Here is a 26,006-nt window from a genome sequence, read left to right as displayed (position 1 = left end):
CTGGTTCAGGGCGGACATGGCCCCTCCTGTCAGGTCTCCCCGACTGGTGGTGGCGGGGCCCTCGGTGAGACGGGGGCGCTGGCTACCCGCGCAGCGGACCGGCAAACCCGCGGGTGAACCCCGTGTCCGTCTCAGCCGCGCAGGGTGCGCAGGATGCGGGCCAGCTCGGCCCGGTCGGCGTCGGGGAGGTGGCCGAAGAAGCGGTCCGCCTCGGCGCGACGGGCGGCCCGGATGGCGGCGCCGACCCGGGCGCCCTCGGCGGTCGGCGCGACCAGGGTGGCCCGCCGGTCGGCCGGATCCGGCCGCCGCTCGACGAGCCCCCGGGCCTGGAGGTCGTCGACGACCTCGGTGGCCGAGCGGGGCGCGATGCGCAGGTGTTCGGCGAGGGTGCCGGGGCGTACCTCGCCGTGGCGGCCGAGCACGCCGAGCGCCCGGGCCTGGCTGGGGGTGACGTCCCACGGGGCCAGTGACTCGCGGGTCTGCCGGCGCAGACGGGACGCGACCGCCCAGAACGTCTCGGCCAGGCTCTCGTCGCCGCTGTCGGTGGTGTCCTCGGTCACCGGAATACGGTAGCAGCCGATGCTGTTGTTCCCTCATGTTGAGGTAACCTCAGCATATCTCCTTCGGAAGGAACCCCTTGGAACGCACCCCGATGGGCCGCGACCGCGGCCACCACACCGTCAGCGCCGAGGAGAAGGAGCAGGCCCGCCAGGTGTCCCTGCGCCGCATCGGCCGCCTCTTCACCCCCCACCGACCCGCGCTGGTCCTCGTCACCGCGATCATCGTGCTCTCCTCGATCGTCTCGATGGCGAGTCCGTTCCTGCTGCGCACCGTCATCGACCGGGCCCTCCCGCAGGGCGACGTGACCCTGCTGGTCTGGCTGGTCCTCGGCATGGTCGCCGTCGCCGCCGTGACCGCCGCGCTCGGCGTCGTCCAGACCTGGATCTCGACCCAGGTCGGCCAGCGGGTCATGCACCGGCTGCGCACCGACGTGTTCGGCCACCTCCAGCGGCAGTCGTTGGGCTTCTTCACCCGCACCCGCACCGGCGAGGTGCAGTCCCGGATCACCAACGACATCGGCGGCATGCAGTCGGTGGTCACGTCCACCGCCACCGCCGTCGCGGCCAACCTCACCACCGTGGTCGCCACCGCCGTCGCGATGGTCGCGCTCTCCTGGCAGCTCTCCCTGGTCTCACTCGTGGTGCTGCCACCGGCCATCTGGCTGACCCGCCGGGTCGCCCGGATGCGCCGCGAGATCACCGCCCAGCGCCAACGCGAACTGGCCGACCTCAACGTCACCGTCGAGGAGGGGCTGTCGGTCAGCGGCGTCCAACTCGCCAAGACCCTGGGCACCGGCCCCGCCCTCATCGAGCGGTTCACCGCCTCCTCCGAGCGGCTGGTCGACCTGGAGCTACGCAGCGAGCTGGCCGGGCGCTGGCGGATGGCCTCGATGAGCATCATCTTCGCCGCCGTACCGGCCGTCATCTACCTCGCCGCCGGCCTGCCCGGCACCGCCGGCACGCTGAGCATCGGCACCCTGGTCGCCTTCACCGCCCTCCAGGGCGGCCTGTTCCGGCCGCTGATGGGCCTGCTCAACGTGGGCGTGTCGCTGACCTCGTCGCTGGCCCTGTTCGCCCGGATCTTCGAATACCTCGACCTGCCGGTCGACGTGGCCGACCCGGCCAAACCGGTCCACCTCGACCCCGCCCGGGTCCGTGGTCACCTGCGCCTCGAGGACGTCACCTTCGGCTACCCGGGCAGCGACACCGCCGCCCTCGCCGGCATCACCCTCGACGTGCCCGCCGGCACCAGCCTCGCCCTCGTCGGCGAGACCGGCTCCGGCAAGAGCACCCTCGCGGGCCTGGTCAGCCGCCTGCACGACCCGACCGCCGGCCGCGTCACCATCGACGGCGTCGACCTGCGTGACCTGCGCCTGGCCGACCTGGCCGCGATCGTCGGCGTGGTCAGCCAGGAGACGTACCTGCTGCACACCACCGTCCGCGAGAACCTGCGCTACGCCCGTCCGGACGCCACCGACGCCGAGATCGAGGCCGCCGCCCGCGCCGCCCAGATCCACGACCTCATCGCCGCGCTCCCCGACGGGTACGACACGATGGTCGGCTCGCGTGGACACCGGTTCTCCGGCGGTGAGAAGCAACGGCTCGCCATCGCCCGTACGCTGCTGCGCGACCCGCGCATCCTCGTCCTCGACGAGGCCACCAGCGCGCTGGACACCGAGACCGAACGCGCCGTGCAGCGGGCGTTCGACGTGCTCGCCCAGGGACGGACCACGATCACCATCGCCCACCGGCTCTCCACCGTCCGCGACGCCGACCAGATCGCGGTCCTCGACCACGGCCGCATCGTCGAAACGGGCACCCACGACACCCTGCTCAGCAGCCAGGGCCGCTACGCGACGCTGGCCGCGTGAGCCGTTGCCTTTTTATCGCTGGCTGGTGGGCGACATGACACGTCGAGCGAGGTGTTGCTGAGCAGTCACCGATCGAAGTGCTGGCAGAACTCGGGCGCGTGTGGGGGTTTTTCACAGTGGGCGTGCCGTCCACAGTGGCTCGGGTGGCTGCTTGCGAGGCTGCGGGACCTGGTTCAGCGGTCCGGAGGGCTGTTTCTGGGGTCTGACGTTCCGCAGTCTCAGGCGGGTACCGGATAACCGAGGCGCCACCCACATCCGTCCAATAATGGGGGCCGACTCGGACGGCCTCTCACGGTCTTTCCGGTGAACGGACGTCCGCCTGCTGCCGGTATAGTCTCCGCAATATTGCGCGGCAATTTAGTAGGTAAGGCTCGCTGAATGGTGATGCGTTTCAATACTCCGCCCGGTTGGCCAACTGCTCCGGAGGGCTGGCTGCCACCGGCGGGTTGGCAGCCTGATCCGTCGTGGCCTGCGCCGCCTGATGGCTGGCAGCTGTTCATCGATGACGCCCAGTCGCCGGGTTCCCCCAATTTGCCTGCCGTTCGGCAACCACTGGGGACGGTGGTCGCCAATGTTGTCGAGACGCATCTCCTGCGGCAGACGCCCGACGGTCCAGCGCAGAACGCGCCCATCTCCCACGACACAGCACCGACGGAAGAGCCCGGAGTGCTCTGGTCCGCCGTCGGTCAACCGCTTACCGGTATCGGTGCGGGACGGTACAAGTTGACCGCGACGATGCTGTACTTCGAACGCGGAGTGCTGTCGACGAACGCGCAGCAGGTGCCGATCGCCCATGTGGTCGATGTCGATCTGCGGCAATCCCTCACGCAGAAGGCGCGGGGCGTCGGCAGTGTGATCGTGAAGGTGCAGCGGACCAACGGTCTGGAGTTGGTCGTCCTGGAGGACCTGCCAGACCCTCGTCGGGCGGTTTCCGTCATCAATGAAACGGCACAGGCGGCTCGGCTCGTCGAGCAGCAGCGCATGAACACCCATCACTACGCGGGACTTCCGCCGACGGCGCCGGCACCGGCACCGGCACCGGCACCCCAGGCGACACCGGCCCCTCAGGCGGCGGCGGTCGACCCGATCGCGCAGCTCCGGCAATTGGGCGAGTTGCGGGATGCGGGAATTCTCACCGAAGAGGAGTTCACCTCGAAGAAGGCCGACATCCTCTCGCGACTCTGACCTGGTGCCGGTCGGGCTTATTCTCGGCCGGCGTCAGCCCCGCGAGTTGGACGAATATCTCCCGTCTGGCTGTGGCGTCGCCCCGACGGTCGAGGACGTAGCCCGTCAACCAGACCCACCCGTCGTACGTGGGCTGGTCCGACACGGAGACGACGCGAAAGGTCAGGGCACGCTCCCCGGCGAACTGCACCGACGCTCGCCCGTCGATGATCAGCAGGTCGCCGGGGGAGGGGCGCGCGGTCACCAGGTGCGGGCGTCGGGGTGTTGCTCGGGCGGTGGCCGGCACTCCCGAGCGTGCATGGTCTGCCAGTCGCGCAGCGCCCGTCCGAGCCGGCCGTTCTCCTGACTGAGCAGCCGTACCGTGTCGTTCAGCGTGCTCGGCTCGTCGGCCACGCGGGCCTGGAACTCGCGTACCTCATCGGGGTCGACGCCGGGCCCGCGCGCGGCGAACTCGCGGGTCCGCACCTCGTAGGGCGTCAGCCGGGCGGGGTAGCCGGCCGGCTGCGGTTGGCCTCCTCGGTACACCTGAGCCACGACGGTCCTCTCTGCGGGCAGGCGGGGTCGGGACGGGTGCACGCACCCGCCCCGACCGAGGGGAGTGAGCCGCACTCGTTGCCACGCGAGGACCGACCCGCTCTTAAACATATATGCTTAAGTCTGTCGTCGCAACGCTTAGTTGTCTGGCCAGTGCGTGTCGTGATCAAATTGGCGTGCCACGCGAGGAGTGCCATGCCACAGACACCGGACTACATCCGGATCTCGGAAGAGATCATCGGAGACCTGCGCAACGGGAAGGTCAAGCCAGGGGACAAGTTGCCCTCGATCGCTGACATGTCCAACCGCTTCGACGTCAGCTCGTCCACGATCCAGATGGTCTACGTCCGCCTGGAAGCGCTGCGGGTCATCCGGCGGCACCAGGGCAAGGGCATCTTCGTGACCGACCCGAAGACCTGGATGCGCGAGCCGTAGCGCGGGGGTCACTTAGCACATGTGGCCGGGCTTCGGGTGGTCGTCCACAGGTGCTTTCGCTGTCCACAGCGGTCCTCGCCGGGGCAGCGGCTGAGGGCAGGGTGGGCTCGTGGACGCGCGCCTGCAATCCCTGCTCGACCGATGCGGCGGGCTGGCCACCCGACAGGACGTACTCCGGGTGGCACCGCCGTGGACACTCCAGGGTGCCTGTCGGGCCGGTCGGCTGGTTCGGATTCTGCCCGCGGTCTACGTCGACTCTGCACTCGTCCGGGATGCCCGCTCGGGGCTGCCGATTCTTGCGCGGATCGAGCCGGGGTTGGCGCGCCGCGCTGCGTTGGCCTACTCGGGCGGGCGTGGCGCGCTCAGTCGCCTGACCGCGCTTGACGTGTGGGGCCTGCGGCGTCAACCACCTGGTGAGCCGGTGCACCTCGATGTGACCGCCGAATCGGGCCTGCGGAGTCTGCCGCATCTCGTGGTGCGGCACCGGCTCGGCTTCGCGATCGAGCCACCGCACGTGGTGATGCGGCGCGGGCTGCCGGTCACCCGGCTCGATCGGACCCTGGTGGACTCTTGGCCGCTGTTGCCACCGGTCGACCGACCGAGCCTCATCATCCGCGCGGTCAACGACCGGTTGACCACGCCGGAGCGCCTCGTCGCCGCCCTTGCCGAGGTGCCGAGGTTGACCGACCGCTCAGCGCTACGCGGGCTCGTCGATCGACTCGCCGTCGGGTGCCGTAGCCCGTTGGAGATCTGGGGTCACGATCACGTCTTCACCGACCCGGGAATGCCCACGTTCACCCGGCAGGCGCGGGTGCGAGTGGGCGCCCGGGCGATCTATCTGGACATGTTCGCCGAGGCGGAACGGGTGAATGTCGAGCTGGACGGCGCGACCAGCCACGGCGACCCGGCTGAACGCGAGGTCGACCTCCGCCGCGACGCACTGCTCGCCACCGTTGGCATCCTCGTCGTCCGGTTCAGCCACCGTCGCCTCATGACGAATCCAGTGGCGGTCCGCCAGGAGACCCTCGCCATTCTCGCCAGCCGCCGCATTCGCCCATGATCACTTGATGCTGAGTAGTTCTCGGCAGCCGTCAACAACTACTCACCATCATGTGATCTTGGAGCGGGTGTGTGGTGGTGGGGTGCGGGAGTGGCGTGGTGGTGGCTGAGGAGTTCGTTGATCCAGCGGGCGGCCTCCCGCTGGGCGACGAGCAGGTGCTCGCGGGCGTCCGCAAGCTCCTGGTCCGCGTCCGCGGCGAGGTGGTCGCCGAGGATCGTCGCCCACCGCCGGCTCAACTCCTCGGCGTACGTCGCCCGGCGCAGTTGCTCGTCGAACTGGTACTCCATCCGCACCATCGCGTCGACGTGCGGTCGCAGCGCGGGCATCATCCGCTCGTCGAGGCGTACGGCGGCGTCGGGTCGGCAGGTCACCAGGACGTCGCCGCGCCGGTAGGACCACTCCGGGTCCTGGGCGAGCGCCCGTTGCAACGCCACCTCCAGGTCGGCGGCCCGGTGCGGGGGCAGGTCCCGGGCGGCGTCGGCGGCGAGCCGGGTCAGTCGCTGGATGGCGTTCGGCTGGAAGTACCCCACGTACCAGTTCAGCACCTCCGCCCGCAGGCTCGCCGGTGACGACCAGGCGAAGGTGGCGCGGACGTAGAACGAGTAGACGTACCCCTGCGCGGGCACCGCGATCAGCCGGGGCGCGTCGCGCTGCTCGACCAGTGGGCCGGGCGGGGACGGGCCGCCGCCGGCGGGGGCCTCGTCCTGGAGCGCGGCCACCAGCCGGTCCCACGTGCGCCTCCACCACCGCCAGGCGCGCACGCTGCCGTCCCGGGTGATCCTCAGCGCGCGGACGCCCCGCTGCCGCCACAGATCCGCGGGCCTCGGTCTCTGCTCGGGAGCGTCCGACATGGCACCCCTTCACGGTCACGGGTCCACGCGCCCGCAGCTCACGCTACCAACGGATGACCGAAATGCCCGTCGCCGCGCCGATGTGCGACACAATGTCGGTAGCCCGGGGTTCACCGGGCATTGTGGAGCAATTGGGCTGACAGGACTGTCGCCGACCACGGACAGCGGCCAGACTGAGCCCGACCCGCCACTGACGCGGGTCGATGGATCGGATGGTCTGGAGGCAGCCTGTGTCCACCCTCGTGTCCCCGCTGGCCACGCTCGGCGCGATCCGCCGGCGTACCACCACCCTCGCCCTGCTCCTCGCCCTGGTCGCCGCCACGCTGGTCGGCCCGTCCGTGGTCACCCCACGGCTGACGGACTCCGCGTCGGCGGCGGTCTACAGCTCCTGCACCATCAGCCGCTGCGCGGACGCGCGCACCGCACGCTCCGGCTGGTCCGCCAAGGGCTTTCCGACCAGCCGCGGCTGGTACTCCTGGAGTGGCGGGCTGTCCAACTTCGCCGGTGGTCGGTTCTACAACTACGAGGGTCAGCTGCCCACCAATGCCACCTACTACGAGTACGACGTGTATCCCCGCACCCAGGGCGCGGCCCGCGACGCGTACCGGATCGTGGTGAACCGCAGCACGGGCGTCACCTGGTTCTCGCCCAACCACTACACCGACTTCTACCGGCTCTGACCGACCCGGTGACCAGCCGGTCCAGGAGGCACGCGGATGGACGACGCTGAGCAGGCTGCTGCGGTGGTGCTGGCCGGGGCGGCAGCCCGTACCCGGCCCGCGCTCTTCGCCGCGCTGGCCGAGGCGCTGGACCTGCCGGCGTACCTGGGCGACACCTGGGACGCCCTCGCCGACGTGCTCCGGGACCGACTGGACACCGGCCCGCTGACGTTGCTGGTCACCGACGCCGGCCAACTCCTCGCCGACGAGCCCGCTGATAAGTACGCCCTGCTGCGCACCGTGCTCGACGACCTGGCCAGCAGCGCCCCGCACCCCCTGCGCGTGATCCTGCGTCCCTGAGGTCTCGGTCGGGCTGCCGACAGTCCGGCCGACGACCGGGGCGGTGACGGTGGCGGTGACGCTCGGGTGACGGCCTCTTCGCCATCCTCGTGCCGAGCCGGGCGGCGTGCCCCGGCGTGGGGCAGCGGGGAGGCGGCGGCGTGGACTTCGTCGACGGTGTGCTGGTGCGGTTGGCCGACCCGGGCACCCGCGCCGCGCTCTTCGACGACGCCTCGCTGGCCCACCTGGTCGAGGCCGCGTACGACATCGAGGCGATGCCCGTCGCGCCCCCGTACGCGGCCGTCTTCGACGAGCTGACCCTCGGCTTCGCCGCCGCGCCGGTGACCCTCGCCGAGGGGGAGTGGCTGGGCGACGCCGGCACCACCCGTACCGAGCTGCGCGTGCGTCTGCACGGCCTCGGCGGGCCGGCGCTGCGTATCGACGCGCTCTGGCGGGGGAGTCTCGTGGTGCGCACGAGCACGGCCCGGGACCGGGTCGAGGACCTCGACGTGGCGATGCCGGCCTTCGACGTCGACCCGCAGATCATCGCCGACCTGGGCGCGTTGCCGGCCGACCCGGCGCTGCTGGAGACCGAACGCCGTACCCGACTGGTGGCCCGGCTGCGGGCGGGCCTGCACCAGCCGGCCGCCTTCACCGACGCGCACCTGGACCGGCTGCTCGCCGGTGTGGGCGCGGCAAACGCCGGTGACCTGGTGGACCGGATGCGCGGGCAGGCCGCCGGTGCGACCGTGCGGCTGCGCTACGCCGCGCCGCCGGCCACCCCGCCCACACCCCGCCCGCTGCCGTTCGCCGCCGCCGTGCTGGTCCGGGACAAGGGCTTCTCCCTGGCCGACCTGCTCGTCGAGACGCGGCTGGTCCGCACCCGGGCCGAGGAGTTGGGACTGGACGTGCCCGCGCCCGAGGACGTCCGGCGGCGACACCGGGTGGTCGCCGTGTGGGTGGTGCCCGTCGAGACGTTCGACGACGACGGATGGCCCGGCGGCGACACCGGCACCGCCGCGCAGAAGCGGGCCGCCCGGTTCGCCCGCGCCGGCCAGTGGCTCGCCCGCAGCGGCATCGGGCTCGCCGCCGTGCCGACCTGAGATCAGACCAGCAGCAACTTCGTCCGGGAGGACCCGTGGCACCGACAGCAGCATTCCCGTTCATCGAGGTCCGGATCGTGCCGCCGCCGGCGCCGCTGGCCCAGCGTTCGCCGGGCGTCATCGCCGTGGTTGGCAAGGCACCGTCCACGGCCGACGGTGGTTCCGCCCCGGCGAACACGCCGGTCCGGATCGAGACCCTCGACGACGCGGTCACCAACTTCGCCCGCCGGCAGGCCGGCAACGTGGTCCGCAACGCCCTCTACAACTCCCTGGAACTCGCGTTCCTCCAGGATCCGCGCCCGGCCAAGGTGTACGGCGTGAAGGTCGCCGGCGACGACTACGCCGCCGCGCTCAGCGGTCTGGAGGCCGCCGACGACGTGACCATGGTGTCGCTGGCCAACGAGTCGACCGTCGGCAACCCCGCCGGCGCGGGCGCGCCCACCGGGCTGCACGCCCTCAAGGCGCACGTCGAGACGATGTCCGCCGCCGGCCAGCGACGCATCGGCTTCGCCATGGTCAACCCGGCCACCGAGAAGAGCCCCAGCTACGTCGGGGACATCACCACCGCCGCGAACCCGCTCAAGAGCAGCACCAGCCGAATGGTGATGATCGCCGCCCGAGGCGCGGACGGCGACGCGGCCACCGCCGCGATGGCAGCCGTGGCCGGGTTGCCGGTGCACCACAGCATCGTGTTGAAGAAGATCCGCGGGGTCGCCATCCCGGTCGCCAAGCAGTACAGCCCGGCCGAGATCAAGGGACTCTCCGAGGCCAACCTCACCCCGATCATCGACCCCACGCTGATCACCGGCGAGAGCCTGCACTTCGCCGACGGGCGGCTGTTCACCTCCGACGCGAGCCTGCTGCACGTCGACCTGGTGCGCACCCTCGATCAGATCGAGTTCATGCTCCGCGCCGGGCTCATCGGCCTGGTCGGCGACGCCCGCATCACCAAGCCGGGCATGACCCTGCTCAAGACCCAGGTGGACGGCATCCTCGGCCCGCTCAAGCGGCAGGCCGTGATCGACGACTACCGCATCGAGATCCCGGTGCTCGACATCCTCACCATCCCCGAGGTCGCCCGTACCGCCACCGACACGTCGATCGTCACCGCCGCCCGGGCCGATCGCACCGTCGACCTCGTCGTCACCGTCACGTACGGCCCGGCCGTGAGCCGCCTGCTGGTCACGCTCGTGGCCAAGTTCTGACCGGAGGAACCAGACCATGGAGTGGAAGACCCGCCTCGCGGTGCAGTACACCAAGGGCACCGAGACGGTATTGATCAGCCCGATCGACTCGTTCAGCCCGTCGTTCTCGCTCAACGTCGAGGCGCTGCACTCGTGCGAGGTGACCCACATGGGCGCCATCCACGCGCCCGTGTCGATGAACTTCACGATGACCGTCAAGGCGATCGGGGACGTCGCCGGCCGGCTCACCAAACTGGCCCTCGACGGCGAGCTGTTCGACATCGCGCTGCTGGAGCACACCGGCGACGACTGGTCGTTCTCGTCCTTCGTGTTGCAGGACTGCCTGATCACCAGCGCCACACCGACCACCGCCACCATCTCCGGCGCGCCGGCCGCGACCTTCAGCGGCTTCAGCCTGGCGGCCTCGGTCGACCCGAAGACCGGCGACCCGTCCGTCCTGCCGTAACCCCATCAGGATCAACCGGAGGTAACAGATGGCGACCGGAGCTGGCCGTGCCGCCCGGGTCACCCGTACCGGGCTGGCCCTGGTGCACGCGGGTGAGCTGGTGTTGCCGGCGGCCGGCAGCGAGGCCGAGGCCGAGCAGGTGGCCGAGGACGACCGCGCCGTCATCGCGTACCACTTCCCCGTGGAGATCGAGGTGGTCGCGGCCGGCGGCGCGTTCGACGCGGACGCGCTCGCGGACCTCGCGCTGGCCCGGCTCGCCGAGCACCTGGACGGGCGGTTCTGACGGTGGCCATCTCGGTGCACGTGCCGGTGCGGATCCGGCTGGACGCCCGGTCGGTGACCGAGCGGCCGGAGGCCGTGACCGACGCCCTCGCCGCAGCCCTGGCCCGCGCCCTGGAACGCTCCCGAGAGGAGGTGGTCGCGCCGCACGGCGGCTACCTCGAGGTACGCACCGACGCGCCGGAGATCCGCTGGACCGGCGCGGCCCGGGAACACGTGACGCCGGACGAGCGACGCGTCTTCGAGGCCCGGCTGCGCCAGCGCGTCGACGAGGTGGTCGCCGCCGCCCGGCTCGACCCGGGCCTGCCGCCCGGGGTGCCCCTGCCGCTGAGCGAACCGGCCACCGAGCTGTTCGATCCGCAGCGGATGCGCCACCTGCTCGCCGTGTACCGGGTGCCGTCCTACGACGCCGGTGGGGACGCCGCCGAGGTGCCGGTGGACGGTCCCGAGCCGCCACAGGTGACCTACCAGTGGCTGCTGCGCCCGGCCGCCTACCTGGCCGGTCACTTCGCCGAGCTGGCCCGCGAGGCGGTACGCCAGCACGGCGGCCTTCCGTCGGGCACCCCGCAGGGGATCATCGCCCGGGTGATCGGTCCCGACGGGCGCCAGGTCTGGGCGATCATGGTGACCACCACTCCACTGTCGGTGCTCACCTTCGACCAGTTCGGCGAAACGGTGTTCCGGGCCACCCCGCAACCCCACTTCGAGGTCGTGGAGCGGGTGCCCAGCCCGCAACCCGGGACGGTGCAACGGCGGCCGGTCGCCGACCGCAACGCCCTGGTCGCCATGGTGGACGAGGAGTTGAGCGGCGACATCCGGCGGCGGCTGCGGATCGCCTCGCCGCGCGGCGAGACCACCAGCGTCGAGGAGTACCAGGCGCAGATCGAGCGGGCCGTCGACGCCGAGGTGCGGCGGCGGGTCGACGCGATCCTCGCCTCGGTGGGCGGGGCCACGCCGACCAGCCTGGTGGTGGTCGACATCGGCGGCGTCTCCCTGCTGCTGGTCGGCACCGAGGAGACCGACGCCACGCTGCACTTCACCGGTACGGCGAACCTGTTGCCGATCAGCGTCGAGCAGCGTCCGGCCGCCCCGCCGGACCCCAACGTGCCGCCCGGCGGCGGAGCGGGTGGCGCTGGGCCGGGTGGCGCTGGGCCGGGTGGCACCGGGCCGGGTGGCACAGGGCCGGGTGGCGGCGGGCCGGGTGGCACCGGGCCGGGCAGCGGCGGGCCGGGCACCGGTCCCGGGGGCGGGGCCGGCGGCACGGGCGACGGTGGCGCCGCCGGCCGGCGGGGCGGTTTCGTCTTCGACCCGAGCAGCCCCAGCGCGCCGCCCGGCACCGAGGGGCGCCGGTTCCCCGCCGTCGGGGCGGGGCACTCCACGATGCCCGCCTGCGCGTCGTTCAACGGCGAGCCGGAGCTGGCCGCGCTCGGCCCGGACGGCGACGAGCTGCGCCGACTGATGGACGACATCGCGTTCCGGTTGCAGATGGGCGAGCCCTGCCGCTACCCCGCGAACTTCTGCCTCCAGGCCGCCGCCGTGCTGCGCGGCCGGGCCGCCGCCATCAGCCTGCTCGTCGGCTCGGCCGAGCGGGAGGCGTTCACCCGGCCGGTACCCGAGGGCAGCGGTCGGCTCGGCCCGCTGGACTTCCGGCCGGTCGCCTCGCCGGCCGTACAGTTCCTGCGCCACCTGGCCGGCGTCGTACCGCGCCTGGACCACCTGGCCCAGCTCGTCATGCGCCGCTACCGCCAGCCCGAGCACTTCGCGCGGATCCGGGGCGGCTGGATCGACACGTCCGCCTCCTGGAACCTGCACTTCGTGCAGGCGCTCAGCCCGGCCGTGAACGCGGCGGTGGGTGAGCTGTTCGTCGTCGGCAGCCAGGCCATGCTGGTGCAGCTCCTGCTCAGCTCCCGGACCGGCATCGAGGCGCGGATCGCCCGCTTCGAGGCGTACGCGCCGATCTTCGAGCGGTTGATCGTCTCCCAGCTCACCGACTACGCCGAGTTGCAGGGGCTGCGCGAGCGCCTGCGCCGCCACGAGGCGGCCCGGTGGACGCAGGAGCACACCGACCTGGGCGGCGGCACGGTCGCCACGCTGAGCATGGTGAACCCGTCCACCGCCTGGTACGGAGCCGCCCGCGCCGTCTCCAGCGCGTTTCTCGCCACCGAGGCGGCCCTGACCAGCCCCGGCGCGGCCGGCGAGATCGTCGAACGTGACGGTGTCGCCCGCGTCCGCGACTCGCACGCGGTGCTCTGGACCCTCGCCGAGATCGAACAGGCGCTGGTCATCCAGCGCGGCGAGGCCGAGGGCATCGATCCACTGGTCAAGCAGATCAGCGACCTGCCGGACGTGCTGGCCCGCTTCGCCGGGAACCGGTCGGCGATCCGCGACGAGCTGTGGCGGGTGTTGCAGGACATGCGACGCCACAACACCGAGATGCTGGGCCGCGCCCGCACCGACGCGCACTTCGCCTTCCGCTCCAGCCGGATCAGCGAACACATCCCGTCGGCGACCATTCCCGGCGGCCGGTTCGCGTTGCAGGGCATCCACCTCGTCACCCACCAGCAGCTCGGTGAGTTCTTCGGCGGCAACCTCTACTACGCCACCGGCGTCGACAACCTGTTCAGCACGGAGCTGGGCCGGGAGGCCCTGAGTGCGTTCGGGATCATGGTGGGGATCATCGCGCTGTCGCTGCTCTGCCCGCCGCTGGGCTTCGTGGTCGGGGTCGCCGTCGCCGCCGTCGACGTGGTGCACGCCCACCAGCGTGAGCGCCTCTACGGCTCCATGCTGGACCCGGAGCTGGTGCTCACCCGCACCGAGGTCGAGGTCGAGCTGTTCGCCGCGTACCTCGGGCTGGCGATGTCACTCATCCCGGAGGCCGGCACCATCGGCGGCGCGGCCGTGCGCGGCGGCCGGGTCGCGCTGCGCTTCGGCGTCCGCGCGGGGCTGCGGGCCGCCCGGGGGTACGTGGTACGCCGGGTCACCCGGCAGATCGTCGAGGCCGCGTCCCGCGACCTGCTCCAGGGCTTCCTCACCGAGATCCTGCTCAACGAGGTCCTCGAACGGGTCGTGCAGAAGCTGATGGAGCCGATCCTCGCGTACGTGGAGCGCGAGGCGATGCTCAGCGGCGCGGTCGGTGGCCCGGAGGGTGCCCGGTTCATCCTCATGGTGCTCGACTCGCCGTCCGGCGGTGCCGCCGCCGGCCCGCGCGTGCCGGTGGTGCGGCCATGACCGGGCCCCGCCGGTTCCGCGCCGGCCGGTTCCTCGACGCCGCCGCCGTGCACGCCGCCGCCGACGCGAACCCGAGGCTGCGGCGCTTCATGCGGACCATCGCCGAGCACAGCGAGGCCGGCGAGGTGCGCTCCCGACGGCTGCTGGAACACCTCATCCGCCGCATCGTCGACGACGTCGGCGACCTGCACCTGGGTAACGCGCTCAACCGACTCGAACGCATCGCCGTGCTGCGGGACAACATCGCCGCGATCCTCGACCACGTCCTGGAGGGCGGCACCCTGCCCGAGGGGGTGCGGGTGGCCACCCTCGGCGAGTACTTCGACCAGCTCAGCACCGAGATGCGCGAGCTGAGCCGACCGCGCGAGGGCATCGTCGGCGACGCGCCGCTGCGGCTGGCCGACGACGCGGGCGCGTACGCCGACTCGTTGCTGCGCGAGTTCGAGGCCGGCGGCGGCGCGGCCGGCCGGCACGTCGAGCCGACCGCGCTCGTCGGTGACGCGTTCCGGGCCATGCCGGCCGACCGGCAGGCGGCGCTGCGCCGCGCCGCCGAGTTGGAACCGGCCGCGCTGTGGCGCGCGGTCGCCGCCGAGGGCGAGGCCGGCAAACGGGCCGCCGTCGCCGACCTGGAAACCCGCCTCGGTGGCCGGCTCACCCCCGACGAGCTGGCCCGGCTGCGCACCGCCGTCGACGACCTCGGTCGGGCCCGCTCGCGCGGCCTGCAGATGAGTGACGCCCGGCTCGCCGAGGCCCTCGCCCGCATCGGCGATCCGGACCTGCGGGCGGTGGTGGCCGGCGGCGACGTCTGGCTCACCCAGCAGCTCGCCGTGCACAACCCGGAGGCGCTGGCCACCCTCTGGCGGCGCTTCCGCGACCGGGGCGGACGCGCCGACGACGGCCCCGGCTTCCGCGCCTACCTGCGCCACGACATGGTCACCTACGGACGGGGCGTGCTCGGCGAGTACAGCGCGGCGTTCTCGCTGAGCAGCATCGAGCTGTTCCTCAAGGGACCGGACGCCAACGTCAAGGTCGCCGGCACCGACCTCGTCGGCATCGGGCACGACGGCTGGGTGTGGTTGATCGACGACAAGTCCCACCGGGCCACCAGCGTCAGCGGGGTCAACGCGCTCACCGACAACCTGGTGGTCAACCTGCGCCGCGACGCCGCCGACTTCCGGGACGCCATCGCCCGCCTCCAGCGCGACGACCCCGGGTTCACCCCCGACCCGCGCATCCTCGACGCGATCTCCCGGATGGAGGACGCCGCCGCCGAGATCGACCGGATCAACCGCCGTGGCTCGGCGTCCACCCGGCCCGCGCGGATCAGCGCGGCCCTGGCGGAGCGCCGGCTGCGGCTGCGCGTCACCAGCGCCGCGGGCGAGGTCCGCGAGATCACCCAGGCCCTGCGCGACCTCGGCCTGGCCGTCGAACCCACCGGTACGCCGGTGCCGCTGCCACCCACCGGAGGACGCTGACCATGGCGATCACCAGCAGCTTCATGCGGTACGGCACGGTGCCGTCGGCGATCATCAGCGACGGTGTGCTGCCGATCCCACTGTGGGCGGTCACCGCCATCTCCCTGGCCCAGACGTACCACCTGCCGCCGATCGGCTCCACCGCGCACAAGGCCATCGTGGCCACCCACGACGACACCATCACGCTCACCGGGGTGCTGGTCGGCGCGGAACGCTACGCCTGGAAGTTCGCCCTGGAGACGATGGCCGAGGCGAGCAAACGCGGCACCGCCCTGGCGGCGTACTCCGGGGGGAAGTTCGGCGGGCTGATCCTGGTCACCTCCATGACCATCCGCACCGACATGCAGGTGCAGTCCCTGACCTTCAACGCCTCGGCCACCCGCCGCGACGTCCTGGACACCACCATCACCCTCGTCCACGTGCCGCGTCCCAGCCTGCTCGGCAAGCTGCTCGACGTGGCCAGCATCGGAGTCGGCGCGCTCGCCGACGGGTTGGGCAACTGATGTCACCGTTCCCGATCGACCGCTACCTGCTGCCGGAGACACCGATCGAGGTGCCCGACGGGTTCACCGAGGTGCGGCAGAGTCTCACCGCCGGCCTCCCGCACCGCGTCGAACTGGGCGCGGGCGTGCACGCGGTGCTGATCCTGCCCACCGGCCTGGCCCGACAGTGGCTGACCACCGACCCGCTCGCCGTGGTCGGCAGCTCCGCCGACGACCTCGCGCCCCGACCCGCGCCGCCGGTCACGCCCCGGCCACCGGCGCTGGTCGGTCGGGTGCCGCTGCGCCTCGTCGTCCGCCAGGGCACCCGCATCCTCGGCTCGGTGCCGCTCGCCACCGGCCTGCGCCGGGTCTGCCCCGACGCGGGCACACCCACCGCGCCCGGCGTCACCCCGGTCGCCGTCGAGGTGCTGGTGCTGGCCTGGCTGCTGCACGCCGGCACGGTCCGCGGCTCCGGCGACTACGGCTCCTACCTGACGGTGGCCTGGCGGCGGACCGACCGCGCGGTGGACCAGTTCGGGCCACCACCGATCAACGAGTTCGTCTGGCGTCGCCGGCCGCCCGCGCAGCGCGTCGAGTCCGACCTCGGTCCCGCCCGGCTGCGCTACCGCTACCTGCTCGACAAGAAGATGCGGAGGGTGCTGCGGTGACGCTCACGCCGTTCCAGACCGGCCAGGTACGTCAGGGCGCCGTCGGCAACGACGCCGGCTGGACCATCACCTTCCACCGGGAGACCCCAACCGGCATCAGCCCGGACGCCACGCTCACCCTGTCCAGCGCCGACTACTACGCGGCCATCGACGCCGCGCTGCCCGACGGGCTGGGCCCCGGCGCGTACACGGTCACCGTGCAGGGACTCCTCGACGAACACTTCGCCGCGCTGCGCACCGCCGAGGGACAACCGCCGCTGGTGGCGAAGCTGCACCTGTACTGGCGCGACGCCAACACCTCCGTCGGCGCGTTCTTCACCAACCTGGTCGGCGTCAACGCCGGACCGACCCCGGCCGAGCTGACCCAGGCGCTGGTCGCCGTCCTGCGCGTCACCAAGGTACGACGGCTCACCGGCGAGCGGACGTACGACACCGAGCTGACCCTCGTCGAGCAGGCGTACGCCCGGCTCGGGCAGCGGGTCGCGCAACGGTTCGAGGCCGCCACCTTCAGCGCCGCGGTTCAGGCCATCGCCCAGCGGACCGGAGTGGACATCACCACCTGGGGGGCCAACCCGGACGGCACGATGACCTCCGGCGCCACCGAGGCGGCCGGCGACGAACGGGCCGCCTTCGGCGCCGGGCTGCTCTACCGGGCCGCGCTGGAGCGGATCGGCGGCGCGGTGCAGCAGTCGCTCAACGCGTACGGGCGGGGGATGCTGCTGATCCGCGACGGCACCGTGCACGTCGGCAAGCGTCCCGTCCCGTACCCCGACGGCGAGCCGAAGCCGCTGACCCTCGCCACCGGCCTGCTGGCCTGCACCGAGAACGGCACCCAGGAGACCGACCCGTACGCGGCCACCGAGACCGGCGGCACCGCCGCGCCGCGCCGCCGCGCGTGGACGCTGACCCTCAAGGGCCGCCCCGACCTCAAGCCCGGCGACCTGGTGCGCTTCGACCCGCCCACCACCGACGAGGCCACCACGCTGGGCAGCGTCGGCGCGGCGCTGCTCGGCTCGTTCGCCGCACCGTTCGCCCCGTCCACCGGGGAGCTGGGTGCCGGCGCGAAGCTGCTCTACCTCAGCGCCACCCGGCACACCCTGTCCCGTACCGCCGGCTTCGTCACGGTGGTGCAGGGCGTCGAGGTCGCCTCCGCCGCGAGCGCGTGGGACACCTGGAGCGACGCGTCCGGGGTGGGGACCGCCGAGCCGGCCGGTCCGGCGTCGTCGCCCGGGGTGGCCGCCGCCGAGGCGGTGCGTCGGGCCGCCCGCGCCGCCCGGGGCGAGACGCGCGGCCTGGAGATCGGCGAGGTGCGCGCGGTCGCCACCAACGCCAGCGGCGCGGTCGAGCCGCCCGCGCAGACCGAGACGGTGTGGGAGGGACTCGTGCGCCCGGACGGCCGGCCCAACGCCGCCCGCCGCCTCCCGGTACGCCGGGAGCAGCCCGCGCCGCTGCCCGGGGTGACCTACCTGACCCCGTTCGCCTGGGGCGGTTGCGGGCTGATCCTGCCCCGCTACCCGGGCACCCGGGTGGCTCTGGCCTACCGCAACGGCGCGCCGGACGACCCGGTGGAGGTCGGCGCGCTCTGGCCCACCGGGCACGCCCCGGTGTCCGAGCCGGGGGACTGGTGGCTGTCCCTGCCGGTCGGGGTGGCCAGCGGCAGCCGTTCGTCCATCGCCGACACCGTGACCCCCGCCGACCACGACGGCAAGGTGACGCACGACCTCACCGACGGCGACGGCAACCGGGTCATCGAGGTGGGCGAGCTGACCGTGCGGGTGGGCCGGGCCCAGCTCAACGGTCGCGGCCAGCGTCCGGCCCGCGCCGACGAGGCCGACAGCATCACCATCGAGCACGCCGCCGGCGGGTCCTCGATCGTCATGAAGCAGGACGGCTCGATCACCATCACCGCCACCCAGATCGACCTGGACGCCGGCAACGGCGCGGTGAACATCAGCGGCGGCACGGTCAACATCGCCGCCGACGACGTCGACGTCCAGGTCAGCAACGCGATGAACGTCCACTGAGGAGAGGGACATGGCCTTCGTGCTCACCACGTCGAGCGACGTGCACTGCCCCAACCAGGGGAAGGTCTCTCCGGCCGGGCAGGGCAAGCTGACCGTCGACCACAAGCCGGTGGTCCGCCTCGACGGCATCAACGGCAGGTCGGTGTCCGGCTGCACCATCACCACCAGCAACTCCACCAAGCAGTGCAGCACGGTGACGTCCGCGAGCGGGGCGGCCGGCAAGCTGAAGGTCGGCACCGTCGCCGTGGCGTTGGACTCGCTCAGCGGCGCCACCGACGGGTCCAGCCCGGGACTGTCCGCCAGCGCCGGCCAGAGCAAGCTGAAGGCAGCCTGACGTGGGCCGTACCGAGCGCGAACGGCAGGCCGCCCAGCGCCGCTACCTCGGCTGGGGGCTCGCCTTCGAACCCACCATGCCCGGCGTCGACCTGGCCCGGGACATCGTCTTCGACGACGGCCCGAACGGCCGGGCGCTGGCCCTGGTCGAGGGCACCGGCAACGTGGCGCAGAGCCTCGCGGTGGCGCTGACCACGCTGCGCGGCTCGAACGTCTTCGACGCGACGTTCGGCTTCGACGGGCTCAACGCCCTCGCCGAGCAGATCGAGCCGAACCTCATCCGGGAGCAGGTCCGGATCGGCATCATCACCCTGCTCGACCGCGACCCGCGGGTCCGCAAGATCGTCGACGTGAACCTCGACGACGGCCGGCTCGGCGCGGGTCGCGTCGACGACGCGTCGGCCGCCGCGCTGCGTGCCTCGCGCACCCTCCAGGTCCAGGTCCAGTTCGAAACCATCACCGACGACCGGCTCTCGGTGCGCCTCGGGGAGCTGCCCAGTGTCTGACCCGACCCTCCCGGCCGAGCTGGCCGACGTCCTCGCCGTCGACGCCGCCGCGCTGCGGGCCACCGGCTCGACGGGCTTCGGCATCGTCGAGACCGGCTTCGTGCCCAAGTCCTTCGCCCGGCTGCTCGCCGAGAAGCTGGCCACCGCCCGACTGCTCTTCGGCGAGGATGTCGACCTGACCAGCGGTGCGGTGCTGCGCAAGGTCCTCGAACTCGCCGCCCTGGAGGACGCCCGGATGTGGGCCGCGATCGGCGCGGTCTACGACAACTCCTTCGTGGTGTCCGCGACCGCCGACGCGCTCACCCGCCTCGGCGAGGAACTCGGCATACCCCGGCCGTACCTGCCGGCCCGGGGGACGGTGAAGCTCAAGCTCAAGGCCGCGCTGCCGACCGGCCACCCACAGCTCACGCTGCCCCGGGGCGCCCGGCTGTCCACTCCCGGCGGGCACCACGTGGCCCTGGACGAGACGGTGGTGCTCTCCGCCGCCGTCGGCGAGCGCGAACCGGCCGTCGCCGCCTTCTATCCCGGCCCGGCACACAACCTCGACCCCACCCAGCCCCAGCAGAAGATCGACCGCTGGAACCGCGCCGACACCCTGCTGGCCGACCTGGACGACGCCGAGCAGGCCGCCGGCAAGGAACTTATCGAGATCACCCACACCGTCGCGCTCACCGGCGGCGAACAGCAGGTCTCCGACACCCGCTACCGGCAACTGCTGCTCGCCGCGCCCCGCTCCATCTGGACGGCCGAGGCGATCGGCCTCGCCGTGGCCACCGTGCCCGGCGTACGTCAGGTGCAGGTCTTCGACGGCCGGGGCGGGCTGGACCTCAACCAGTCCATCTTCGGCAACTTCAACTTCATCGAGCGGGTCTTCAGCACCGAACGCGACCTGGGCAACCCGTACTACGTGACGGTGCTCGTCGCCCCGACCGCCGCCGCCATCTGGGACGGGCCGGACGGCCTGCACGCCGCCGTCGAGTCGGTCATCGAGGACCTGCGCCCGGTGGGCATCTTCGCCTCGGTGGACCGCGCCGACGAGGTCGGCATCGGCGTCGAGGCCGACCTCGTGATCCGGGGCCTGCCGCTGCCCACCGGCTCGAAGGAGACGATCAACGCCTCCACGGCCGCCACCGAGCTGCGTGCCCGGCTGCACGCTCGACTGCGCCGGTACGTCGACGAGCTGCCCTTCGGCGAGCCGGTCCGCGCCGCCGAGGTGATCTGGACGCTGATGAACGAGCCGGGCGTGGCCGACGTGCGCGACCTGCGGCTGGTCCGCTTCCCGGCCGACTCGGCGGTGGTGGTGACCGGCAGCGCGCCCACCGGCGACGGGGTGCAACGGTTGCCGGTCGGCGACAACGCGGTGCTCGCCGCCAACCAGGTGCCCGTCTACGTCGACCGGGACGACCCCCGGCCGTTCCGGATCGTCTGAGCGGGGGGCCGCGATGACCGACATCCGGGTACCCGTGGACGGCGTCGACCCGTCCGTCGAACGCAACCTCGTCGACCAACTGGAGGGCCCGTACCCGGGGACCGTCCGGCGGGTCGTGGTGCCGCTCGCCGGGTCCGGCGCCGCCGCCGTGGACTGGACGAGTCGACACCCGCTGCTCACCGTCGTGCTGCGCCGCGACCTGGCCGAGGAGACCGTCCGGGTGACGGTCACCGTCGACCCGGGCGGTGCGGGGCAGCAGGTGCTGCCACCGATGGTGTTCGCGCCCTGGTCCGCCGCCGGCGCGTCGGTGCCGGCGTACGTGCCGGACACCGCCGACGAGCCGCTGGTCGCGCCGTTCGCCGTCGCCGTGGCGGTCGAGCGGGCCGACGAGGGCGCGACCGCCACGGCGGTCACCGGTACGGCCCTTGCGGCGCTGGTCGAGCTGGCCGTGGTCGAGGGCAACCTGGGTCGCCTGCTCTATCTGGTGTCGTACGAGAAGCACCGGCTGCGCCGCGCGGCCCGGGAGGTGCACGCGTACCGGACCCTGGCCCACGCCCGACGCGACGCCCTGGACCGGATCGGCGCGGACGTCGGGGTGGCCCGCTTCGTCGACGAGCTGGTCCACGAGCCGACGAACGGCGAGGTGTACGCCCGCCGGCTGGCCCCGCCGGCCCGCGAGCCGGACGCGGCGTACGCCCACCGGCTCGGGCTGTACCGACGGTTCCTGCTGCCCACCCCGGGCGCGGTCCGCCGCCTGCTCAACGGTCCCGGCGCGGACACCGACCCGAACACCGGCCTCTTCGCCGACCTGCCCGGCGGCGCGCGCTTCACCCTGCGCGAGGACGACGACCAGTTCGCGGTGGCGGTCCGGCTGGTGGCCGTCGGCGGCCCGCAGCACCGCACCAACTTCCTCGCCCAACTGCGCCGCGACCGCCTGGTGCTGCCCGCCAACACCCCGCCGAACAACACCGTGCACGCTTCCCGGGCGCTGCCGGTCAGCCGGCTGGCCGAGGTCACGGCCCTGCGGGCGAGCCTGCGCCAGTCGTACGCCTTCGACAGCGCGCACGCCATCGCGCCCCCGCTGGCCGCCGCCCTGGACCGGGCGGGGCGGGTCTGCCGGGCGCTCGGCTCGACGATCGTGTGGCAGGTCAGCAGGGCCCAGGACGACGCCGGTGGCAGCCGCTACGAGCTGGGTCTCGGCGTCGACGTGAACTGGCCGACCCCGGCGCAGGCCACCGACCTGCGTAACCGGGTGCTGGACACCGGCCGGGCGGTGACCGCCGACCGGACCGCCGAGGCGCTCATCGTCGCCGCCCGCGCCGCCGGGGTGCCCGCCGTCGCGGCCGACGGCGAGCTGTCCTGGCTGTGGCGGGTGTGCGGGGTGCCGACCACGCACCGGCTCAGCACCACCGTGATGTACCTGTCGCACCTGCCCACCCGGGGGCTGGCGGTGACCGCGCCGCTGACCGCCGCGGTGGGCGTCGACGCGCCGGTCGAGGCGCAGTTCCACGCGCCGGGCGACCCGGGCGGCAACGCCCTGTTGCTGGCCGGGCTGGCGGCGGCCCGCACGGCCTGGGTGGCCGCCGGGGAGCCGACGTGGAACCCGTTGACCGACGCGGTGGCCCGGACCCGGTGGGCGGCCGTGCCGACCCGGCCGGCCGGGCAGCCCGTCGACGCCGTGCTCGCCGCCGCCGGCCTGCCCGCGGTGCGCGATCCGGCACCGGTGGTGGCCGCGCTGAACCGCCTGCCCGACGAGCTGGTGGAGACCATCGAACTGCCGGCCGCGCTGGCGTCCGCGCTGGTCGCCGGCCAGCCGGCCGCCGCCGACCGGCTGGCCCGGCTGGTCGGCCTGCTGCGCGACGCGCACCTCGCCGCCGCGCTGCCGCTGGTCGAGACCGGCAACCGGGTGCTGCTGGTGTGCAGCGTCATCGGCCTGCCGCAGGCCGGAGTGAACCTGAGCGAGCGCCGGGCCACCGGGTTCCGCTGGTACACCGTGGGACTCGGCGGCGGCACGGCGGAGATCAAGGCGGTCGGCGCGCGGACCGCGCTGCGCCCCACCCACGCCGGGCTGGTCGCCGTGGTGGCGCTCTCCTACGTGCGGACCGGCCGGACCGATCCGTACGAGTTCCGGGTCGAGCTGCCCGACGGGGTGACGTTGACCCTGGAGCAGTACGAGCGGCTGATGAACGCCCTGACCAGGGTCTGCCCGCTCGGCGTGGAGATCAACACCTTCGGCATCCGGCGTGACCACGTCGACCTCGACGACGACGGGACCGCCGAGCCGCTGCGCCCGGCCGTCGCCCGGACCTTCCGCACCTTCCAGCAGCGCCGGCACCGCGGCGTGTACGACCAGCTCTGAGAGGGACACCACGATGGCGAACGAGATCAACTATGACGGGGTGACCGTCACCGAGCTGTACGAGGCGTTCACCCGTGGCGGCATCCCCGCCTCGGACGCCAGCGTGCTGGTCTCCTCCTGGATCTACGAGAACGTCGGCACCGCGAAGCGGGTGTTCAGCTACGCCGAGCCGTTCCCTGCGGTCGAGCCGGGCTGCGCGCCACCGCCGTTCGCCCGTACCTTCGCGCACACCGACTGGGTGGACGGTGAGGACGTCGTGCAGGCCGGCCAGACACCGGGGGAGCAGGGCTTCAACGAACGGTTCCACCGCATCGAGCACGACCTGGACCACCTCGGCGCCGACCTGGCCAAGGCGTTCACCTGCATGGCGGCGATGCGGGTTAGCCTACGACGGCTGCTCGACGAGATCCGCGCCGAGATCAACCGGCTGCACTCGACGGTGCACGAGAACAAGATCGTGTCCGGCCCGTACACCTTCGAGCAGATCCCCAACTACATCGGCGCGTTGGACTTCGGCAAGTACATGGGCACCACGATGTTCATGGACAAGAAGGTCAGCATCTGGCAGACCAAGGCCGGCACGATCGTGCTGCCCGCCGTGGAGACCCTCGGCGTGGACGTGGTGGTCGGCCCGAAGGTGCGCGGCGCCGCCCAGGTCGCCCGTTACGCCGTCGAGCACGGCGACGTGCGGCAACGCTTCCCGCGCGAGGTGAAGCTGGTCGAGTTCATCCGTTACTTCGGCGAGGACGAGGTGGCCGACGGCCGGAGCATCCGCGACGTGCTCAAGGTGCTGCCGGCCGACAGCAGCTACCCGAGCCTGGACGCGATGATCGCCGAGGTCAGCGAGCGCGAGGCCGTCATCGTCCGGACCACCGTCGGGGCCCAGTCGGCGGTCTCCGCCGCGCTCGGCGTCGACGCGGGCCTGGAGAACGTCGCCGACGCCGACATCGCGATGCTCGCCGGGGTGCCGACCAAGGCCCGCGCCGCGCTGGCCCGCGCCGGGATCAGCACGCTCGGCAAGCTCGCCGAGGCGCCGGCCGAACGGGTGCTGGGCATCATGAAGGAGGCCGGGGTACGCGCCGAGGCCGGCGACGCCGCCGAGTGGACCGGGTACGCCCAGACGCTGAGCAAGCTGCGCTGAACGGCCGGCGACGACTCCGGCGAACGGTTGATCCGCGACGTTCGCCGGGTCGGTGTGACGACACTGCGCTGGCGTAGCGACCCTCCACACCCGAGCGTGGGACTCCCACGGAGCGATCGGGTACGAAGGGCACGCGGATGGCAGCTCACGAGGTGGCACAGGACCTCCGCTCCGGGGCGCAGGAGACCGAGTCGGCGCGACCAGCACGCTACGCGCTGCGGCTGCTCGGCGGGTTCGCGCTGGAACGCGACGGCCGGTCCGTCGCGGTGCCGCAGGGCGCCCGTCGGCTCCTCGCCTACCTCGGCGTACGTCAGCGGTGCGCCCGCTGGGAGGCCGCCGGCACCCTCTGGCCCGGCTCGCACGAGGAGCGGGCCCGGGCGAACCTGCGCACCATGCTCTGGCGACTGCACCGGGCCACCCCCGAGCCCCTGGTCGAGGAGGACGACCGGCTTGCCCTGGCCACCGGGGTGACCTGCGACGTGGCCACCCTCGGTGCGGCCGCCACGGCGCTGCTGGCCGGCGGTGTGCCGGCCGGCGTCGGCGTCGGCGTGCCCGCGCTGGCGACCGGCGAGCTGCTGCCCGGCTGGTACGACGACTGGGTGCTGACCGAGCGGGAGCGGCTGCGCCAGACCCAACTGCACGCGTTGGAGGCCCTCGCGGAACGGCTCACCGCCCAGGGACGGCTCAGCGAGGCGGTGCAGGTGGCGCTGACCGCCGTGCACCTGGAGCCGCTGCGGGAGAGCGCCACCCGCGTGCTGATCGGTGTGCACCTGGCCGAGCGCAATCTCAACGAGGCGGTACGGCGGTTCGAGCTGTTCCGCGCCGACCTGGGCCGGGAGTTGGGCATCGCCCCGACACGGTGGCTGGAGCAGCTCGTCCGCGCCGGCCTGACCGGCGCGTCCGTCCCGTATCCGGCACCGGCCGCAGCAGCCGTCTCCCCGTCACCCCGCTGATCCCGCCGCCACCGATCGCCCCGGACCGGCCGACCCGACCACCTGTCGGTCGTCCTTTGCTCTGCTTCAACCGAGGCAACAGTGACGTGCGATGACTGTTGCCTCCGCTGAAGCAGAGCAAAGAATGTGGACGAGGACGTGGGTGGGTGGGTCAGTTCGGGGCCGGCTGGTCGAGGATCGCGCTGAAGCGCTCCTCGGCGAGATCGAGCTGGTCGAAGATGTGCCGCTTCACCGCGGGTGACAGCGGGGTGTCCGGCCGGCCGACCAGGTCCCGGAAGAGCGGCACCAGCGGACGGTACTTGCGGGCCGACGACACCACCTTCGGGCCGATCGTGTGGATCACCCCCACGCCGTTGTCGGTGAAGTCCGACACCTTGATCACCCGTGCCCAGGGTTCCCGTTCCAGGCTGACCGCGAGGTGCTCGCGGTACTGCTCGTTCCGGTCGCGCTGCGGGTCGTACACCGGGTTGGTGACGGCGGCGACGAGCGCGGCGACGCGCGGCCCGAACCGCTCGGCGAGCGCGGCCAGCGCGGCGTCGGCGCCCCCGGCGGCCAGCTCATCCGGGTGGTCCTCGACCGAGTCGTGCAGCAGGCCGGCGACGATCACGTCGACGTCGCGCACCTGGTAGTGGTGCATCAGCCGGATGGCCACCCGCAGCAGGTGGTTGAGGTACGGCTCGCGCACCCGCCGGTCGTCCCGGTGCAGCTCGGCGGCCAGGTCGAGCGCGGCGGTCAACCGCGCCCGGTCGGTGTCGTCGAACTGCTGGACCTCCAGGCGGAAGCGCTCCAGCAGGCCCGGTTCGCCGTGGATCTCGGTGATCGCGTGCATCGGCATGCTGCCCAGGTGCGGCGGGAAGTCCATGGGTCACTTATAGCCGATCT

The 26,006-nt window shown here is 72.7% G+C and carries 26 protein-coding genes; 21 read left to right on the top strand and 5 right to left on the bottom strand.

What is annotated here, in order from left to right:
* Nucleotides 1-131: 131 nt before the first annotated feature.
* Nucleotides 132-560: a MarR family winged helix-turn-helix transcriptional regulator gene (locus ACN269_RS04965; protein ID WP_421471246.1), complete on the bottom strand. Its 429-nt coding sequence runs from the start codon at nt 558-560 to the stop codon at nt 132-134.
* Between the two features lie 92 nt (nt 561-652).
* Here ACN269_RS04965 and ACN269_RS04960 point away from each other — a divergent pair, with 92 nt between their 5' ends.
* Nucleotides 653-2,431, top strand: a complete 1,779-nt coding sequence (locus ACN269_RS04960; protein ID WP_421476200.1) for an ABC transporter ATP-binding protein — start codon at nt 653-655, stop codon at nt 2,429-2,431.
* Nucleotides 2,432-2,809: 378 nt separating this feature from the next.
* Entirely contained in the window at nt 2,810-3,616 is an 807-nt protein-coding gene (locus ACN269_RS04955) for an SHOCT domain-containing protein (protein ID WP_421471245.1), read from the top strand.
* Here ACN269_RS04955 and ACN269_RS04950 read toward each other — a convergent pair.
* Nucleotides 3,579-3,863: a hypothetical protein gene (locus ACN269_RS04950; protein WP_421476198.1), complete on the bottom strand. Its 285-nt coding sequence runs from the start codon at nt 3,861-3,863 to the stop codon at nt 3,579-3,581. The genes ACN269_RS04955 and ACN269_RS04950 overlap by 38 nt on opposite strands.
* Complete coding sequence (locus ACN269_RS04945; RefSeq protein ID WP_421471244.1) at nt 3,857-4,150, bottom strand: cell division protein DivIVA; 294 nt, start codon at nt 4,148-4,150, stop codon at nt 3,857-3,859. Before ACN269_RS04945 ends, ACN269_RS04950 begins: the two co-directional genes overlap by 7 nt.
* A gap of 195 nt (nt 4,151-4,345) precedes the next feature.
* On the opposite strand from ACN269_RS04945, the gene ACN269_RS04940 reads away from it, so the two are divergent.
* Both ACN269_RS04940 and ACN269_RS04935 read left to right on the top strand, forming a co-directional pair.
* Nucleotides 4,346-4,585, top strand: coding sequence for a winged helix-turn-helix domain-containing protein (locus tag ACN269_RS04940; protein ID WP_421471243.1), 240 nt, complete (start codon nt 4,346-4,348; stop codon nt 4,583-4,585).
* A gap of 109 nt (nt 4,586-4,694) precedes the next feature.
* Nucleotides 4,695-5,645, top strand: coding sequence for a DUF559 domain-containing protein (locus ACN269_RS04935; protein ID WP_421471242.1), 951 nt, complete (start codon nt 4,695-4,697; stop codon nt 5,643-5,645).
* Nucleotides 5,646-5,683: 38 nt separating this feature from the next.
* Here the strand turns inward: ACN269_RS04935 and ACN269_RS04930 are convergent, their stop codons facing one another.
* Nucleotides 5,684-6,496 (bottom strand): hypothetical protein, encoded by an 813-nt coding sequence (locus ACN269_RS04930; protein WP_421471241.1) that lies wholly within the window; start codon nt 6,494-6,496, stop codon nt 5,684-5,686.
* Nucleotides 6,497-6,738: 242 nt separating this feature from the next.
* Here ACN269_RS04930 and ACN269_RS04925 point away from each other — a divergent pair, with 242 nt between their 5' ends.
* From ACN269_RS04925 to ACN269_RS04845, 17 genes are all read left to right on the top strand, one after another.
* On the top strand, nt 6,739-7,176 hold the full coding sequence (locus ACN269_RS04925; protein ID WP_421476197.1) for a ribonuclease domain-containing protein: 438 nt from the start codon (nt 6,739-6,741) through the stop codon (nt 7,174-7,176).
* A 36-nt stretch (nt 7,177-7,212) separates the two neighbouring features.
* A complete protein-coding gene (locus ACN269_RS04920; RefSeq protein WP_421471240.1) occupies nt 7,213-7,515 on the top strand; it encodes a barstar family protein in 303 nt (100 codons plus the stop codon).
* Nucleotides 7,516-7,655: 140 nt separating this feature from the next.
* On the top strand, nt 7,656-8,597 hold the full coding sequence (locus ACN269_RS04915) for a hypothetical protein (RefSeq protein ID WP_421471239.1): 942 nt from the start codon (nt 7,656-7,658) through the stop codon (nt 8,595-8,597).
* A 35-nt stretch (nt 8,598-8,632) separates the two neighbouring features.
* Nucleotides 8,633-9,802 carry a hypothetical protein gene (locus ACN269_RS04910; RefSeq protein WP_421471238.1) on the top strand — a complete coding sequence of 390 codons (1,170 nt, stop codon included), beginning with the start codon at nt 8,633-8,635 and terminating at the stop codon, nt 9,800-9,802.
* 16 nt (nt 9,803-9,818) lie between these two features.
* Entirely contained in the window at nt 9,819-10,247 is a 429-nt protein-coding gene (locus tag ACN269_RS04905; protein ID WP_421471237.1) for a hypothetical protein, read from the top strand.
* 28 nt (nt 10,248-10,275) lie between these two features.
* Nucleotides 10,276-10,530 carry a hypothetical protein gene (locus tag ACN269_RS04900; RefSeq protein WP_355051243.1) on the top strand — a complete coding sequence of 85 codons (255 nt, stop codon included), beginning with the start codon at nt 10,276-10,278 and terminating at the stop codon, nt 10,528-10,530.
* Nucleotides 10,531-10,532: 2 nt separating this feature from the next.
* Nucleotides 10,533-13,754: a hypothetical protein gene (locus ACN269_RS04895; protein ID WP_421471236.1), complete on the top strand. Its 3,222-nt coding sequence runs from the start codon at nt 10,533-10,535 to the stop codon at nt 13,752-13,754.
* On the top strand, nt 13,751-15,229 hold the full coding sequence (locus ACN269_RS04890; protein WP_421471235.1) for a hypothetical protein: 1,479 nt from the start codon (nt 13,751-13,753) through the stop codon (nt 15,227-15,229). Before ACN269_RS04895 ends, ACN269_RS04890 begins: the two co-directional genes overlap by 4 nt.
* 2 nt (nt 15,230-15,231) lie before the next feature.
* The gene (locus ACN269_RS04885; RefSeq protein WP_421471234.1) at nt 15,232-15,732 is read left to right on the top strand and encodes a hypothetical protein; all 501 of its coding nucleotides are present in this window, start codon (nt 15,232-15,234) and stop codon (nt 15,730-15,732) included.
* Nucleotides 15,732-16,379, top strand: coding sequence for a hypothetical protein (locus ACN269_RS04880; RefSeq protein WP_421471233.1), 648 nt, complete (start codon nt 15,732-15,734; stop codon nt 16,377-16,379). Before ACN269_RS04885 ends, ACN269_RS04880 begins: the two co-directional genes overlap by 1 nt.
* Nucleotides 16,376-18,403 (top strand): hypothetical protein, encoded by a 2,028-nt coding sequence (locus tag ACN269_RS04875; protein ID WP_421471232.1) that lies wholly within the window; start codon nt 16,376-16,378, stop codon nt 18,401-18,403. Before ACN269_RS04880 ends, ACN269_RS04875 begins: the two co-directional genes overlap by 4 nt.
* Before the next feature lie 10 nt (nt 18,404-18,413).
* On the top strand, nt 18,414-18,737 hold the full coding sequence (locus ACN269_RS04870) for a hypothetical protein (RefSeq protein WP_421471231.1): 324 nt from the start codon (nt 18,414-18,416) through the stop codon (nt 18,735-18,737).
* A gap of 1 nt (nt 18,738) precedes the next feature.
* On the top strand, nt 18,739-19,242 hold the full coding sequence (locus ACN269_RS04865) for a hypothetical protein (RefSeq protein WP_421471230.1): 504 nt from the start codon (nt 18,739-18,741) through the stop codon (nt 19,240-19,242).
* Nucleotides 19,235-20,671: a hypothetical protein gene (locus tag ACN269_RS04860; RefSeq protein ID WP_421471229.1), complete on the top strand. Its 1,437-nt coding sequence runs from the start codon at nt 19,235-19,237 to the stop codon at nt 20,669-20,671. Before ACN269_RS04865 ends, ACN269_RS04860 begins: the two co-directional genes overlap by 8 nt.
* A gap of 13 nt (nt 20,672-20,684) precedes the next feature.
* Complete coding sequence (locus ACN269_RS04855; RefSeq protein WP_421471228.1) at nt 20,685-23,030, top strand: hypothetical protein; 2,346 nt, start codon at nt 20,685-20,687, stop codon at nt 23,028-23,030.
* A 13-nt stretch (nt 23,031-23,043) separates the two neighbouring features.
* Nucleotides 23,044-24,171 carry a hypothetical protein gene (locus ACN269_RS04850; protein WP_421471227.1) on the top strand — a complete coding sequence of 376 codons (1,128 nt, stop codon included), beginning with the start codon at nt 23,044-23,046 and terminating at the stop codon, nt 24,169-24,171.
* Nucleotides 24,172-24,308: 137 nt separating this feature from the next.
* A complete protein-coding gene (locus ACN269_RS04845; RefSeq protein ID WP_421471226.1) occupies nt 24,309-25,124 on the top strand; it encodes an AfsR/SARP family transcriptional regulator in 816 nt (271 codons plus the stop codon).
* 151 nt (nt 25,125-25,275) lie between these two features.
* Here the strand turns inward: ACN269_RS04845 and ACN269_RS04840 are convergent, their stop codons facing one another.
* Nucleotides 25,276-25,986, bottom strand: a complete 711-nt coding sequence (locus tag ACN269_RS04840; protein WP_421471225.1) for an HD domain-containing protein — start codon at nt 25,984-25,986, stop codon at nt 25,276-25,278.
* Between the last annotated feature and the right edge of the window lie 20 nt (nt 25,987-26,006).

It is taken from the genome of Micromonospora sp. WMMD736, assembly GCF_049179015.1.
Taxonomy (GTDB): Bacteria; Actinomycetota; Actinomycetes; order Mycobacteriales; family Micromonosporaceae; genus Micromonospora.
This window is presented reverse-complemented; position numbering and strand designations above follow the sequence as displayed.